The following is a 13428-nucleotide window of genomic DNA, read 5'->3' as shown; positions in this document are numbered from 1 at the left end:
GATAATATTTTGTGTCGTTACATTTATTCTCTCACAGTGGAGGAAAATATAAAAGCCTAACGGCTTAAAAGTTAGGCAATTCAATGATTGCAGAATTGTGCAATCGGCTAATTTACAATACATATATAAGGAGGATAATTACATGAGAGAAATTATAAGAACTGATGTAAGTGAGGAATGGGGACATTCTGGAATTGTTGAGGCTGGTGATTTTGTTTTTATAAGTTATTGTGTGGGTAACATTGGTCAACCCATTGAAAATCAAATTAATGGAGCATTTGACCATCTGAATGACCGACTAGAAACTATCGGTTTAACTTTAGAATCAGTCGTAAAGATTGATTGCTTGTTTAGAGATGTTTGGAATATACCTATAATGGAAAAGGTAATCAAAGAAAGATTTAAGGGCAAGTATCCAGCCAGAAAATCGATACAAACAGAATTTGCTCATTGTGGTGGACAAGATGGGCTTCAATTTCAACTTGATGCCATAGCATTTAAAGGATAGCCGCTGGTATAAGCGGAGTTCCGTAGAATTATTAATTCCAATGGAACAAAAATATGGCTTGTTGATAGATGGTGATATATCACCTTATTATGCAGAGCAAAAACCATTCAAAAGTACCTATAAATAATTCAATAGATTATTAAATGCTTTTCGTGTTTGACATAAAAGATGTATATATTAATTCATCTATAAGTTCCCAACTAGTATCAATTTCTTCAGGAGTTATATTATCAAGATGAATACCACAAGTAACCACCACGTTTTTATTTAATTTTGAAGAGAGAAAAGAAGATACATATCTTGCTGGCTCATCATCCTTATGTCCTAATAAAGTTAATGCTGAGGTTGTAGAACTAGTGAGGGTGTCACTTGCTAAACTTGGTATTGGAACACTTAAAGTTACACAACCTATATGAGGAGTATCTCCTCCTGATATTATTACGCATAAATCTTTCCCTATTAAGAAGGTTTTCATATTGATTTTTAATCTTCCTCTTTCTACAGTTATATCTTGCACAGTCTCAGCCCCTTAGATTCAATAGTTAAATTCATTTATTTTAATGGATAAATGTAGACCATAAATAAGATATAGGCATTACAAGCACTAGAGCCGGCAACATGTTATCAATTGGAAATGATTTAATTCCACTTATACGAAAACCTGTTGCTAGCATAATCATACCACCGCAGGCAGTAAAGTCAGCTATCATCGCTGGAGTGGTCATTGGTAGTATAAAGGATGCGCTTAAAAACAATAGCATTAATATTATAAATTGCGGAATACAGATAGTTAAAACTAAATAACCAAGAGCTGTTGCAAATATTCCAGCAGTGAAAAAGTCGAGAATTGATTTTGTGATTAATACTGAATGATCACCTGTCATTCCTTCGGTTAATGCTCCAAAAATTCCAGTGCCACTTGCGCAAAACAGAATAACTATGGCAACAAATTTCTCCATAAACCCCTTATGTTGATCTAGTGAAGATTTTTCTTCTGATTCGATTGATGCAGCTACCTCAGAATCCATTTGATTAGTTTCTTTACGAGAGAATAATTTTTCAACTGGTCCGCGTGCATGACTTGCACACCATTCAATTCCTTTTTCTAAATAAACTAATTCACCAATAGCAGAACCAAGTATTAAAGCTAAGATTACTGCTGGCAAGGCATGCATTTTTATTATATAATTTATACCCATACTCATTGATGCCACACCAAAAATTAGTGGTAAAGAATTACGTAACCTTTCAGGAATTTTATCACCTAAAAGTGCCCCGATTAATCCACCTAGTAATACTGAAAAACAATTAACTATAACTCCAATAGGCATTTTATCCTCTCCTTGTTAATCTATTATACTATTAAACACTAAGCATAAGAATATTATAATTAAAACTCCAGAGAATATAGATTTAAATGAGCGCCATAAAGCTAGGTAATATAAAATGGAGAAATTAGAATCTTGTTATTCCTTTTATAATGCTAAAAACACCAAATAAAATGACAACTATGCCAATTATTTTATCTATAAATATAAAGCTCTCAAATTTATAATTTTTCTTGGATTTATCTATTAAATTAGTGGTGATCAACCATTGAATGGAGGATCCGGCAAGGATAGATATAACAAACAATATATGCTGTAGCAACGTCTTGTCATCAACATATATACCTATTTTAGTAAAGATAGAAAAGAAGAGTAAAAATGTCATAGGATTTGATAACCCTATGAAAAAATGCACAAAGAAAGGAGGTACTTTATCAACTGTAGCTTCTCCTTTCACCTTTGGGGAGGATAAGTTGCTACTTACTATATTAATTCCAACGATTAAAAACAAAATTCCTGTTAGTCCATTAATAATATATATGTGCTTGTTTACAAAATCATCTATAAAGCTTATCCCTAAAATTGCTAAAGAAGAATAAACTAAATCTGATGTAGCTGTACCTACAGCTGAGAAAAAACCTGTTTTCCACCCGTTGGCTATGGTTCTTTGTAGTGACAACAGACCAAGTGGACCAATGGGAAAAGAAATGAATATACCTATGATTAGTCCTTTTAATAATAAGATCACTTTATTAGTTCACTCCTTATAATTGTAAAAAATTCCGCAGGGGATAAGTTTAATTTTATTCCTTTAGTTATAGGATGTTATATATTATATATTAATTAATTGATTATGTAAAACTAATACAGATACTAAAAGTCTCAGTGAACTTAAAACTGAGATTCTTTAGGTTGCATAGAGGAAAATTTCTAACTAGATTTAAATATTTTGAAGGGAATTCAAGTATATATATAGAATAACTTCTATATATAGTAAACGGTTTTTGTTATAAAATTAAGTTAAAAATAGAGTGATAATATAAGGAGGTTCTGATGTATGAAAGATGAGGAGTTCAATAACTGGTTACTAGACAATGAGAAGGTTGTTAAAGAAATAATTAATATTGATCCTAGTTACATAGTTGGATTTCTAGAGGAGATTGAAGGTACTATAAACAGTGAGGCATATTTAGATATGATATATTGGGAACTCGGGCAAAGTTATGAATTTGAGAAAATGTCGGGTGCAGCAAAGTATATGTGGGTGAAGAGCAGAATTGAAAAACTGAAAAACCTTTATAAGAAAGTGAAAGATTAAAGTAATAAAATTAATGTTGGTAGAATGAGGGGGCAGTAATAATGAAATTTGGTCTAAGAACACCAAGCTTAAAGAAAATGATTAGTAGTAGGACAAGTGTAAAAAGATTAGTAAGGCACAATTTAGGGGTGAAAGTTCCGCGTGGATATGGTTGGATTACGAATCCTAAAAAGGCTGCGTATAACCGTGTCTATAATCGTACAAGTTTTAGCATTTTCGATTTATTAAAAAAGTTATTTAAATAATGAAGTCTTTGGATAGGAGTTTTATGGAAAATAATATATTAAATTTAGCAGCATGGCAACATATATGAGTATGCTTTTATTTGGTATATCAGAAAAACTAGGATATTGGGTCGGCTTTTTAGGAAATGATGAAATTAGTCAATGGATTCGTAATTGTGAAAGTATGAAAACAAGTATGGGAATAAACCTTAAAGAACTAGTTTCTAATAAAAAATTCGATAAGAGAATTTATGACAGGTTATTTTGTGTTACTAAATATGAAGATTTTACTTTTTCTAGAATGGGATACTATTATGGTTGTGAAATAATAAAGAAGATATGTGATGAAAATGGTATTAATGAAGTATTTATATTTAAATTCAATGATATTAAAAAATATATAAATGATTATTTCAAGGTTACAATTATATAAAAGTAAATAAGCAATATATGTAAAAAAAAGAAATTATATGTTGTATTATGTAACATACCAATTTTATGTCGGGTTTGTGATTTATTGCGAAGATAAGTTTTTATATAAAGGAGAGTGAAAGTAAATGGAAATTCCCGACGAACTATTAATAGATGCTGAAAAAACAAATAATGTAGCAGGACATCCTGTTATGACGGTAGAAGGTAAAGGAATTGCGTATATTATCTCAGGAAAGATAATTGTTGCTGTTTCTGATAATGAACGTACCAATAAAATTTACAAACTATTAGAAGAGAATTGTGATGTGATTTTTTGTACCACATGTAAAATGGGTGATTTTCCATTTTATCCTGTGCCGACATTAACTATTTTTGCTTATGATAGTAAAGGAAATTGTTTTGGTACAATTGGTGGCATGGATGACATTGAATGCGATGATTACCCAGTTGGGTATATAAATAAAGAAGGAATGAATGGAAGAATATCAAGTGATTTAAAAGAGTTTTTGGAACTTGTCACTTTTTATCCGTACTGGAGTGACATAATTAAATATGAGCAAATGGGTGTAGCGTATGATATAAATGATATGGATACGAAACATAGAGAGGATATTCCACAATATTTTGCACACCAGCGTGAGATTGCAGAAACACTTAAACTTTCCAAGAACCTCCAATCAATTGAACTTCTTATATCAAATATCAGAAGTTCACCTGGTTTTGTTATATATAGTTCAATAAGTGAGGCTAAAAAAACAAACATATTTTTGGAAGACTATATACTGGATTTTATAGAGGATAAGGAATGAGTAACATTCCAATTACTTCGATACAAGGATTATTTATTTAATTATTGGGAGGTGTAATTTGAAAATTGATATTATCGGAGCTGTTGGGAGTGGAAAGACCACGTTATCACGTAGAATAGCAGAAGAATTTCATATTCCTTGTTATGAACAGGATAATATAGTTTGGATGAGGACAAGAGAAGGCGATGTTATGCGTCCAAGTGAAGAAAGAGAAAGAATGTTCATGGATATATTGACGAGTAAAAACTGGGTAATGGAAGGTTCACCAAGAAAATATCTAAAAGAACGTTATAAACATTGTGATTATATTATTTTTTTAGATACAAATTCATTTATACGATTGTATAGAATTTTAAGACGCTGGATTCGGCAAAAAACGGGGAAAGAATTATATAATACCAAACCAACACTAAAGTTTTTATTGATGAATATAAAGTGGCATCATGAATTTAATAAAGATAGGAAACAGTTAATATCTGAATTATTGCAATGTGGGTTAAGATATAAAAGTTTTAAAAATGCAAATGATGTTATCAATTTTTGCTATAATACATACGAAATAAACAATATAAAATCATAGTTTATATATGAATAATGTAGTTGTTAAATTAGATAGGGGAGGCACTAATTATGAAAGGTAAAATACTTAAAGATAAAATACTTAAAGATTTTATTCTATCAACTTTTATATGGACAGTTGCTATTATGGTACTTATAGCATATGCTTCAGGTGTGGTAGGTAATATGTGGAATTTAGTTATGACAGTATTTGGATTAATTATTCTCTGGTTTTTGGTTAATACATTTATCACAGTACATTTTTTAAAAAAGAATCCTAAGTAATAACTATAGATATTGCGGATAATATTGAGATTTAAGAAGACTATTGGGGGCACTTTATGGGCATAAAATATCCTGATTATAATAATTCTATTGTGAATTTGGCTTGCTCAGTATTGAAACATTACGGAGCAGAAACCTATCATGAAACTTTAACAATATTTGATAACTATTTAAAGAAAAATTATAAAAATGTTGTGGTCATGTTATTAGATGGTCTAGGCGTAGATGCCTTAGAAAACCATCTAGATAAAGGAAGTTTTTTGAGAAGGCATTTTGTGTCAGAAATATCTACAGTGTTTCCACCCACCACAACTGCAGCAACAACTTCTATTGAAAGTGGATTGACGCCTAAGGAACATGGGTGGCTTGGCTGGAGTTTATATTTTAGCGAAATAGATAAGATTGTGAATGCTTTTACTAACACGCTGGAAGGTAGTGATGAAAAAGCTGCTGATTATCATGTGGCTGGAAAAATAATACCTTATAAAAGTGTATATGATATTATCAATGAAACGTGTAATGCTAAAGCTTACAGTGTATCACCTTTTGGCACCAATAAAGTTTCATCACATATTGAAATGTTTAAAGAGGTAGAAAGGCTTTGTTATCTTGATGGAAACAAGTATATTTATGCATACTTCCCACAACCTGATGCTGCTATGCATGAATATGGCTGCTATAGTAGTGAAGTAACTTCATGGTTGAAAGAACTAAATGAGGGAGTAGAAAAAACGTGCAAGGTGCTAAAGGATACTATTGTTATTGTAACCGCAGACCATGGACATATTAATTTAAACTATAAGTTTGTTAGTGATTATCCTCATCTTTTAAAGATGCTAATAAGACCAATTTCTATTGAAAGTAGAGCCACATGTTTTTATGTAAAAGAGGAGTTTAGAGAAATGTTTAAAGAGGAATTTTACAATGCCTTTGGCAAGAATTTTTTATTGTTTTCCAAAGCGGAAGTCTTAGAAGGAACATTATTTGGAGTGGGTAAAGCCCATAAAAAATTTGAGGAGTTTATTGGTGATTTTTTGGCAGTTGCCATTGGCGACCAAGGCATTGCCTACAGCCATAAATCAAAACAGTTCTTATCAAATCATGCGGGAATGACCAAGCAGGAGATGATGATACCATTTATTGTGTTTGAGAGTCATTGTTAGTTGACATATTTCTAATTTTGCACCACAACTGTAAAATATGATTTAATAAACAATACTATCAAGAAGAACGTATATATATAGATTAAAGATTAGGAGGCATAAAATGAAAGAACTACTATTTTCAATCATAATTAAAGGGTCAAAAGAAAAAGTTTGGAACACCTTATGGGATGATAATACATTGCGAAATTGGGTAAGTATTATTGACGAAGGTACCTACATGGTAGGTGAAATAAGAGAAGGTAACAAAGTGCAATTTATTTCAGCTGTATCTGGTTACGGTGTAACAAGTATGATAGAAAAACATATTCCCTTCGAATTTGTATTGTTTCGGCATATGACTGATACGATGGAGAGTGGAACTCAAGAAAGGGAAAATGAATGGACTGCTGGAAAAGAGAGTTATTTTCTAGCAGAAACAGATGGAGTTACAACTTTGACTGTTAAAACAGATGTTCCTCTCGAACAGGAAGAAACATTTAACACCCAATTTCCTAGAGCTTTAGAACGTGTAAAAAATTTAGCGGAAATTAAAATCAAGTAAAAAAATAGTATAATTAACTTATAGAATTAAGGCGGTGAGAGCAAATGAATATTTTTTTAATTATAGTTTTTTGTATAGGCTTGTTTTTATTATTTGGGTTATATTCAATACTTCCTATTGTAATAATACTTTTAAGTTACAAATTCTTAGATTTTAAAAAAGTATTTGGTCTTCTGAAAAATTATATAAAATAGATTTATAATTTAGACTTTAAAGACGATACATAAAAAAAAATATTGAATTGCAAATATTAGATTATTATGGGGGGATACTATGTGGGAATACAAAACTGAGATATTTGGTTCAAGTTTAGATACGAAACGTTCTTTAAAAGAAAAATGCGATGCTATTCTTAAAAAATATGCCAATGAGAGCTGGGAACTTGTTAATTTTCAATGTGCGGATATGTTCGGTTCTATGATGATATTTGTATTTAAAAGAGAAAAGCAGTAAGTCTAATTTAATGTAATAATATTTTGAAATATAGATTGGAGATGACAATTGTGAAAATAAAGAAGTTCATTTCATTGCTTTTGATTTTTACGGCGTTTCTTTCTTTATCGGGATGTAGTGATAAGAAGATTAAAGTATCTATAAATTCTGGAATTATCGAATACAGTCCTACGACATCATCTGTACCGGGTATACCTCTTAATGCTATATTCAAAACAAACATAAAGAATGAAAATGTTAAATTCCATTGGGTTACTGAGCAAGGGACTTTTCTAAAATGGCAACAAGACAATGGCATAATTAATATCTTAGGAAAAAACATTAAAACAAATGAACAAACGCTATATTGGTCAGTAGTTCCAAATGAAAAAATAGAGAAATCATTTAAAATATATTTAATAATTGAAGATATTGATTCATCAAAAGTAATATCAGAAGCGAGAATTCAAATAGAGCAAAATAAAGAAGGACTTTTTTTGGTTAAAAAGTGACAGCGTTAAGTTCATGTTATCTTAAACTGAATATAGAGTCAGAATTTATTTATAAGTTATGTCTAAATAGTATAATAAGAAGCTATAGAGAGTATTTATATTAGATGGTTAATATCAATTTATTAGTTAACTCCGTATAATTGTAAAAGATTTCGCAGAGGGCGGTAAGGTGCAATTTAGGGTAAAGTGAATTGCATAAATTGTTATGAAATTATTAATTAAAAGTAGTAGAAAGGTAGTGACCGCAGAGGAGCACCAACATTCCACTACTTTTTTAATTTAGCTAAAATTTCTGCTACAGATACAACATGTGCAAAAGCAAAAATCAAACGTGCGAGTGCTGATAAAAGCGAAATTAGAGGAAATTGGAAATTACTGTAGAATTATAGTTTAATAAAGCTGAAATAAAGTTTGAATGGTTTTAAAGTAATAAACAATTAGGAATAATATATCTTGAGTTATTTTACAGTTTTAAGAAAATGTGTACTGAGAGGGGGGATAAACTTGAATAGCAAAAGAGCAAGAATGAATTATAAATTGTTTCCACAAACGTTAGAAAGTAATTATGATTTCGAATTCATGGGCACTGATGATGTAATAGAATTGGCAACGGTTATGCTAAATTCTTTAAAGGATACATCTGAAGATAGAGATGAAACTTTAGGGGATGTAATACAAGAGATAGTGAGTGTCATTGGAGGGTCTTTTGCACCCTTCATTTCTGATGCCTCTTACCAAATAATCTTGAATGGAGAAATTGCATCTGCTATTATGATAAGTTATTATGAGGGATATCCACTAATGTCAGAAATATTTACAAAAAAGAAATATCAGAATTTAGGTATGGCAAGTTACATTATAAAGAAAAGTGTTAATTCGTTATTAGATATGGGTTATAAAAACCTTATTCTGAATGTAGATATTGATAACTATGCAGCAATAAATTTATATAGAAAAATTGGGTTTGAAGTTAACGAAATTGTTTTGTAATTTATATGGAACTAATTACTGAGGGACTTATGCTCTAAATATCCGGTATATTGATTTTATTGACAGATACCATATTTAAAATAAGTGTTTGTTTTGGGTCAATTACTCAATTGGTGAGTATGAAAATATATACAGTAAAAGGGGATTGATTATATGTTGGAGACATTATTGAGTAAGGTAGAAATAGGTTTAGGCATACTATGCATACCAGCAGCAATTCAAGGGTTTTACAGAGCATTCAAATATAGAAATACAATAGTAGAGGACTCACTCTTTTACGTGAAAGGCAAATATGAAGTATTAAATGAAAAGAAGTACTTAAATCTACAGAGGATTATATTCATGTCAGATGCAATATTTTACGTATGTTTATCAATATCATCAATAACACAATCTGATGGAATATTTTTAGTATTAATTGGATTTACATTTGGATCAATAAAGTTTATAATCGATAACTTAGGAAAGCAGTATATAAAATTAAATAGTGGAAGTAAGGACGTTTAATAGGTGGGGAATGTATCTTATACCGTAAATAAACAACAATAATGTAAGAGAGGTTAAAATATGAAAGATAAAAAATGCTTTTTAATAATTAGAGATAAATGCTTTTATTTTATGATAAGTGGTAATAGTTCAATTTATCAGTATAATTTTGATACAGTGGAATCTATTCCAGGAATATATTGTTTTTCAAGCTTGTTTGAAAAACTTAGTGTAAACTCTAAGAATTTAAAGAAGTTTATGATAGAAAACAGACTTTTAAATAAATCTAAATTATTTGGAAAAAATTATTTGAAGGAAATATTTGTTGCAATTCCTGATGATATTCAGTTGATAGAAAAAAGATTCTTAGAAGAGTTTTTGTTTTCTTCAATACAAAGCAGTGTAAAGGTAAGATTTACAACTGAGAATATGTTAGTATCCACAGTAGATAAAGAATATATATGCTTGTATAAAACCTGTAGAATGTTTGTAGTATCTTATGTTAGTCACAATGAAGTTAAAGAGACATTGTTATTAGAAAGAAAGAATTATACAAAGGAAGAGATGGAGAATTTTATTAATAATATCCATCATGATGTTAAGTTTAAGCGTCTAAAGGTGTATTTAATTGGAGATGATATGGAGGAATACACTTCAATTGGTGAGGTAGTTAATTATGAAAAGATTATTAGGAATTTTAATAATTAAGATAATAATTTCATCCGTACTTAACAGGATATTATATTTAGGTAGAAATAAAATAAAGATTCTATCAATAAGTGTACATTTAGGGTGAATTGAAATACCTATACTACGTAACACATCTTCAAGTTGTGTATTATAAAATCCATTAAAACGGTGTTTGTTAACAATATAATCATCTGCTTAGATTCAAAGTGATGCAATTCTGTTCATTAATTAGGTAGCATTAATAGGAATAATATGTAATGTGCACGCGTGTGCATATATTTGACTGTTGATTAATATGTGCCAATATATTATCATGATATTTATAGGGAAGTTAACAATAATTACTAAAAAAATACATTTTATATTTTAAGTATTGAGGTGAAAATTGGATGATAACAAGGAAGGATATTGCAGAAAAAGCTGGTGTGTCAGTTACAATAGTATCAAGAGCCCTGAATAACAGTGGATATGTTGCGAAAGAAAAAAAAGAAAAAGTTATTCGTATTGCAGAAAATATGGGATATTATCCTAATCCAGTATCTATGTCACTTCAAACCCGAAAGACTAATCAAGTTGCATTTTATTGTAAAGATTTAATTAACTCTTTTAATATCGAAATGTATCATGGGATGATGCAGCAGGCAAAAAAAAGGGATTACATGGTTGTCTTATGCGGTAGACTGGAATTCGATGGAATAAAAAGCATGATGGTGGATGGTATTATCATGCCGAATCAGCAGACGACAAAACGTTATTTGGATTTCTTTGGTAAAAATTACTTCTTACCATTGGTGACTGCAAGCTACTCTGATTCAATTCCTTTAAGTAAATCTGTACCTTTAATAGATGTTAATTTGTTTGAAGGTATGAGGTTAGCTGTAGATTACTTAAATAAAAATGGCCACTTTAAAATAGCCTTTGGAGTACCAAGTGATGACTATAATTTTGATACTGCGAGATGTATTGCATATAAAGAAATGTTACAACCAGTATTTAAAGATAAAATCTTGGACTATATATTTACTGATGCAAAACCATTTCTATACAAAAGAGAAGTTATTTCGAATATCTGGGAAGTTGATGAAGACTTTTTTGAAAAAGGTGCAATTGCTGCACAGCTATTTGTAGAAAGAAAACCAGATGCAACCGCAATTGTATGCTTCAACGATCAATTTGCACTAGGTATGTGCAGGCAATTTAAAAAAGCAGGTGTTCGAATTCCCGAGGATTTATCCATAGTTGGATTTGATGGTACCTACACACGTAAATATTTTGACCCACTAATTACAACAATTGGGTTATTTCCAGCAAATATAGGTGCAAAATGTATAGATGTATTATTAGATGTCATTGAAGGAAATAACAATAAATATATAGTACATTCTCCAGTGAAACTAATTGAAGGTGAAACTGTAAAAAATATTAGAAAATAGAATATTAGAATTTGTAAATATAATAGTACGGATTGTATGTAAACGTTTTAATTTAGCTAATATAAAAATAGTTATATTAAATAATATCCTTGAGAGTGATGTTAATATTCGTGATATGAGCGAAGATGACATATAGTAAAAAAATATGTATATTCTAATGATTTTTATAAAACAGCAGGGTATACAAAAATGAATGGGGGAATATTCATGAAAAAGAAAATGATAAAAAGACCAATGATGTTTTTGTTAGGTGTATCAATGGTAGTTTCTATTTTATCTGGATGTGGTAGTAGTGATAGTGATAAGAAACCCACATCTAGTACACCAAAAGAGTTATCAGGAACAATTGTGTTAGGCGGTTGGCCAGCTGGAGATGAGGCATTTAAGTCGATTCAAAAGGGATTTGAAACTAAATATCCGAATGTTAAGATTAAATATCAATTTGCTAGTACGGCTGATTTTACACAATCGTTTCAGACGTCACTTGCAGCTGGAAGTGGAGCACCCGATGTAGCAATGGTTGAAGGTGCTAATATGGGAAAATATAAAGAAGGTTCTGGACTAGAAAATTTATATGATTCTCCTTACGATGCTAAAACCATGGAAAATGATTTTGTAAAAATGAAGTGGGATTTAGCTATCTCGGCTGATGGTAAACGTATTAGCGGTATACCATGGGATATTGGACCTACGACATATTTCTATAGAAAAGACATATTTAAAGAAGTTGGATTACCATCAGAGCCAGATGATGTTTATAAGCAAATGAGTACCTATGATGGAATTTTGGAGGTTGCTAAGAAGGTAAATATTAAAGGCAAGAGGTGGTTACTTCCAAATGCATTATATCTATATACTTGGAATTTTATTAACAGAGACTATTATAATGAGAATTTAGAATTGCAGTTAGATAGGAAAGGTGCTATAGAAGGTCTAAATGCAGCTATTAAGATGCGTCAAAATGGATGGGATGCAAAAACTGCAGATATGTGGACTAACGAAGCAAATGCTGGACTAGCGAATGGAACTATTTTATCTGTGGCAGCAGGAGCTTGGTATGGCGGGTTCCTAAAATCTTGGGTATCTAAAGATAATTCTGGGAAATGGGGTGTTACAAGATTGCCAGCAGGAATTGCAGATTCTAACTGGGGTGGATCTTATTTGACTGTTCCTACTCAAAGTAAAAATAAAGAGGCAGCTTGGGCATTTATTAAATATGCATTAACAGACACAAATTCACAGAACACAATGTTTAAAGCCGTTGATTACTTTCCAGCTTTCACTCCAGCTTGGAAAGATACAGCAATTTATGAAGCAGCAGATCCATACTTTGATGGACAGAAGACAAAATCATTGTGGGTAGATATTGCTAAGAATATTAAGCCTGTATTTTCAACATTAATGGATGGCGATACAGAAACAGCTATTACAACAACAGTTAATACTGGATTAAATGAAAATAAGTCGGCAACAGATATTGTTAACAAGGTAAAGAAAGCAGTTTCAGATGCTACATCAGAGGATCGTGAAAAAAATATTGATATCCTAAAAGATGCAGGAAAATGGAAAGGTTCGAATTAAGTTTAGTTGCAAATTAAGTTTAATTACAAACTAAGGTAAAGTATAATTCCAATATTTTTGTATAGGCTGTTATAAATACATTTTTTATAGGCAGATTTGTCACGTATTTAGATATTAATAACAGCCTTTATTTTT

The 13428-nt window shown here is 30.6% G+C and carries 19 protein-coding genes; 16 read left to right on the top strand and 3 right to left on the bottom strand.

Features of this window, described 5'->3' with window-relative positions:
- Nucleotides 1-142: 142 nt before the first annotated feature.
- Nucleotides 143-508 (top strand): RidA family protein, encoded by a 366-nt coding sequence (locus KPL55_RS18955; protein WP_216308314.1) that lies wholly within the window; start codon nucleotides 143-145, stop codon nucleotides 506-508.
- 139 nt (nucleotides 509-647) lie between these two features.
- Here KPL55_RS18955 and lpdD read toward each other — a convergent pair whose 3' ends face one another.
- From lpdD to KPL55_RS18940, 3 genes are all read right to left on the bottom strand, one after another.
- Complete coding sequence (gene lpdD, locus KPL55_RS18950; RefSeq protein WP_216308313.1) at nucleotides 648-1025, bottom strand: prenylated flavin chaperone LpdD; 378 nt, start codon at nucleotides 1023-1025, stop codon at nucleotides 648-650.
- Nucleotides 1026-1065: 40 nt separating this feature from the next.
- Nucleotides 1066-1839, bottom strand: a complete 774-nt coding sequence (locus KPL55_RS18945; RefSeq protein WP_216308312.1) for a DUF554 domain-containing protein — start codon at nucleotides 1837-1839, stop codon at nucleotides 1066-1068.
- 124 nt (nucleotides 1840-1963) lie between these two features.
- Complete coding sequence (locus KPL55_RS18940) at nucleotides 1964-2584, bottom strand: LysE family translocator (protein ID WP_216308311.1); 621 nt, start codon at nucleotides 2582-2584, stop codon at nucleotides 1964-1966.
- A 309-nt stretch (nucleotides 2585-2893) separates the two neighbouring features.
- On the opposite strand from KPL55_RS18940, the gene KPL55_RS18935 reads away from it, so the two are divergent.
- The 15 genes from KPL55_RS18935 to KPL55_RS18860 all read left to right on the top strand — a co-directional run bounded on the left by KPL55_RS18935 (nucleotide 2894) and on the right by KPL55_RS18860 (nucleotide 13293).
- Complete coding sequence (locus tag KPL55_RS18935) at nucleotides 2894-3154, top strand: hypothetical protein (protein ID WP_216308310.1); 261 nt, start codon at nucleotides 2894-2896, stop codon at nucleotides 3152-3154.
- A gap of 41 nt (nucleotides 3155-3195) precedes the next feature.
- Complete coding sequence (locus KPL55_RS18930; protein WP_216308309.1) at nucleotides 3196-3399, top strand: hypothetical protein; 204 nt, start codon at nucleotides 3196-3198, stop codon at nucleotides 3397-3399.
- Nucleotides 3400-3463: 64 nt separating this feature from the next.
- Complete coding sequence (locus KPL55_RS18925; protein WP_216308308.1) at nucleotides 3464-3811, top strand: hypothetical protein; 348 nt, start codon at nucleotides 3464-3466, stop codon at nucleotides 3809-3811.
- 124 nt (nucleotides 3812-3935) lie between these two features.
- The gene (locus KPL55_RS18920) at nucleotides 3936-4619 is read left to right on the top strand and encodes a hypothetical protein (protein WP_216308307.1); all 684 of its coding nucleotides are present in this window, start codon (nucleotides 3936-3938) and stop codon (nucleotides 4617-4619) included.
- A 58-nt stretch (nucleotides 4620-4677) separates the two neighbouring features.
- Nucleotides 4678-5199: a P-loop NTPase family protein gene (locus KPL55_RS18915; RefSeq protein ID WP_216308306.1), complete on the top strand. Its 522-nt coding sequence runs from the start codon at nucleotides 4678-4680 to the stop codon at nucleotides 5197-5199.
- A 50-nt stretch (nucleotides 5200-5249) separates the two neighbouring features.
- Nucleotides 5250-5462, top strand: coding sequence for a hypothetical protein (locus KPL55_RS18910; RefSeq protein WP_216308305.1), 213 nt, complete (start codon nucleotides 5250-5252; stop codon nucleotides 5460-5462).
- Between the two features lie 56 nt (nucleotides 5463-5518).
- Nucleotides 5519-6625 carry an alkaline phosphatase family protein gene (locus KPL55_RS18905; protein WP_216308304.1) on the top strand — a complete coding sequence of 369 codons (1107 nt, stop codon included), beginning with the start codon at nucleotides 5519-5521 and terminating at the stop codon, nucleotides 6623-6625.
- A gap of 103 nt (nucleotides 6626-6728) precedes the next feature.
- The gene (locus KPL55_RS18900) at nucleotides 6729-7169 is read left to right on the top strand and encodes a hypothetical protein (RefSeq protein ID WP_216308303.1); all 441 of its coding nucleotides are present in this window, start codon (nucleotides 6729-6731) and stop codon (nucleotides 7167-7169) included.
- Nucleotides 7170-7442: 273 nt separating this feature from the next.
- A complete protein-coding gene (locus KPL55_RS18895) occupies nucleotides 7443-7622 on the top strand; it encodes a DUF4177 domain-containing protein (protein ID WP_216308302.1) in 180 nt (59 codons plus the stop codon).
- A gap of 50 nt (nucleotides 7623-7672) precedes the next feature.
- On the top strand, nucleotides 7673-8113 hold the full coding sequence (locus tag KPL55_RS18890; protein WP_216308301.1) for a hypothetical protein: 441 nt from the start codon (nucleotides 7673-7675) through the stop codon (nucleotides 8111-8113).
- A gap of 504 nt (nucleotides 8114-8617) precedes the next feature.
- The gene (locus KPL55_RS18885; protein WP_246599656.1) at nucleotides 8618-9103 is read left to right on the top strand and encodes a GNAT family N-acetyltransferase; all 486 of its coding nucleotides are present in this window, start codon (nucleotides 8618-8620) and stop codon (nucleotides 9101-9103) included.
- A gap of 153 nt (nucleotides 9104-9256) precedes the next feature.
- On the top strand, nucleotides 9257-9610 hold the full coding sequence (locus KPL55_RS18880) for a hypothetical protein (RefSeq protein ID WP_216308300.1): 354 nt from the start codon (nucleotides 9257-9259) through the stop codon (nucleotides 9608-9610).
- A gap of 60 nt (nucleotides 9611-9670) precedes the next feature.
- Complete coding sequence (locus tag KPL55_RS18875) at nucleotides 9671-10297, top strand: hypothetical protein (protein WP_216308299.1); 627 nt, start codon at nucleotides 9671-9673, stop codon at nucleotides 10295-10297.
- Between the two features lie 371 nt (nucleotides 10298-10668).
- Nucleotides 10669-11712 (top strand): LacI family DNA-binding transcriptional regulator, encoded by a 1044-nt coding sequence (locus KPL55_RS18865; RefSeq protein WP_216308298.1) that lies wholly within the window; start codon nucleotides 10669-10671, stop codon nucleotides 11710-11712.
- Between the two features lie 207 nt (nucleotides 11713-11919).
- The gene (locus KPL55_RS18860) at nucleotides 11920-13293 is read left to right on the top strand and encodes an ABC transporter substrate-binding protein (protein ID WP_216308297.1); all 1374 of its coding nucleotides are present in this window, start codon (nucleotides 11920-11922) and stop codon (nucleotides 13291-13293) included.
- The last annotated feature ends 135 nt before the right edge of the window (nucleotides 13294-13428 follow it).

The organism is Clostridium lacusfryxellense, assembly GCF_018861735.1.
In the GTDB taxonomy this organism is placed as follows: domain Bacteria; phylum Bacillota; class Clostridia; order Clostridiales; family Clostridiaceae; genus Clostridium_AD; species Clostridium_AD lacusfryxellense.
This window is presented reverse-complemented; position numbering and strand designations above follow the sequence as displayed.

Coding starts and splice junctions, on each gene's coding strand:
- KPL55_RS18955 (WP_216308314.1), top strand. CDS start 143: ATGAGAGAAATTATAAGAACTGATGTAAGTGAGGAATGGGGACATTCT.
- KPL55_RS18945 (WP_216308312.1), bottom strand. CDS start 1,839: ATGCCTATTGGAGTTATAGTTAATTGTTTTTCAGTATTACTAGGTGGA.
- KPL55_RS18935 (WP_216308310.1), top strand. CDS start 2,894: ATGAAAGATGAGGAGTTCAATAACTGGTTACTAGACAATGAGAAGGTT.
- KPL55_RS18930 (WP_216308309.1), top strand. CDS start 3,196: ATGAAATTTGGTCTAAGAACACCAAGCTTAAAGAAAATGATTAGTAGT.
- KPL55_RS18925 (WP_216308308.1), top strand. CDS start 3,464: ATGAGTATGCTTTTATTTGGTATATCAGAAAAACTAGGATATTGGGTC.
- KPL55_RS18920 (WP_216308307.1), top strand. CDS start 3,936: ATGGAAATTCCCGACGAACTATTAATAGATGCTGAAAAAACAAATAAT.
- KPL55_RS18910 (WP_216308305.1), top strand. CDS start 5,250: ATGAAAGGTAAAATACTTAAAGATAAAATACTTAAAGATTTTATTCTA.
- KPL55_RS18905 (WP_216308304.1), top strand. CDS start 5,519: ATGGGCATAAAATATCCTGATTATAATAATTCTATTGTGAATTTGGCT.
- KPL55_RS18900 (WP_216308303.1), top strand. CDS start 6,729: ATGAAAGAACTACTATTTTCAATCATAATTAAAGGGTCAAAAGAAAAA.
- KPL55_RS18895 (WP_216308302.1), top strand. CDS start 7,443: ATGTGGGAATACAAAACTGAGATATTTGGTTCAAGTTTAGATACGAAA.
- KPL55_RS18880 (WP_216308300.1), top strand. CDS start 9,257: ATGTTGGAGACATTATTGAGTAAGGTAGAAATAGGTTTAGGCATACTA.
- KPL55_RS18875 (WP_216308299.1), top strand. CDS start 9,671: ATGAAAGATAAAAAATGCTTTTTAATAATTAGAGATAAATGCTTTTAT.
- KPL55_RS18865 (WP_216308298.1), top strand. CDS start 10,669: ATGATAACAAGGAAGGATATTGCAGAAAAAGCTGGTGTGTCAGTTACA.
- KPL55_RS18860 (WP_216308297.1), top strand. CDS start 11,920: ATGAAAAAGAAAATGATAAAAAGACCAATGATGTTTTTGTTAGGTGTA.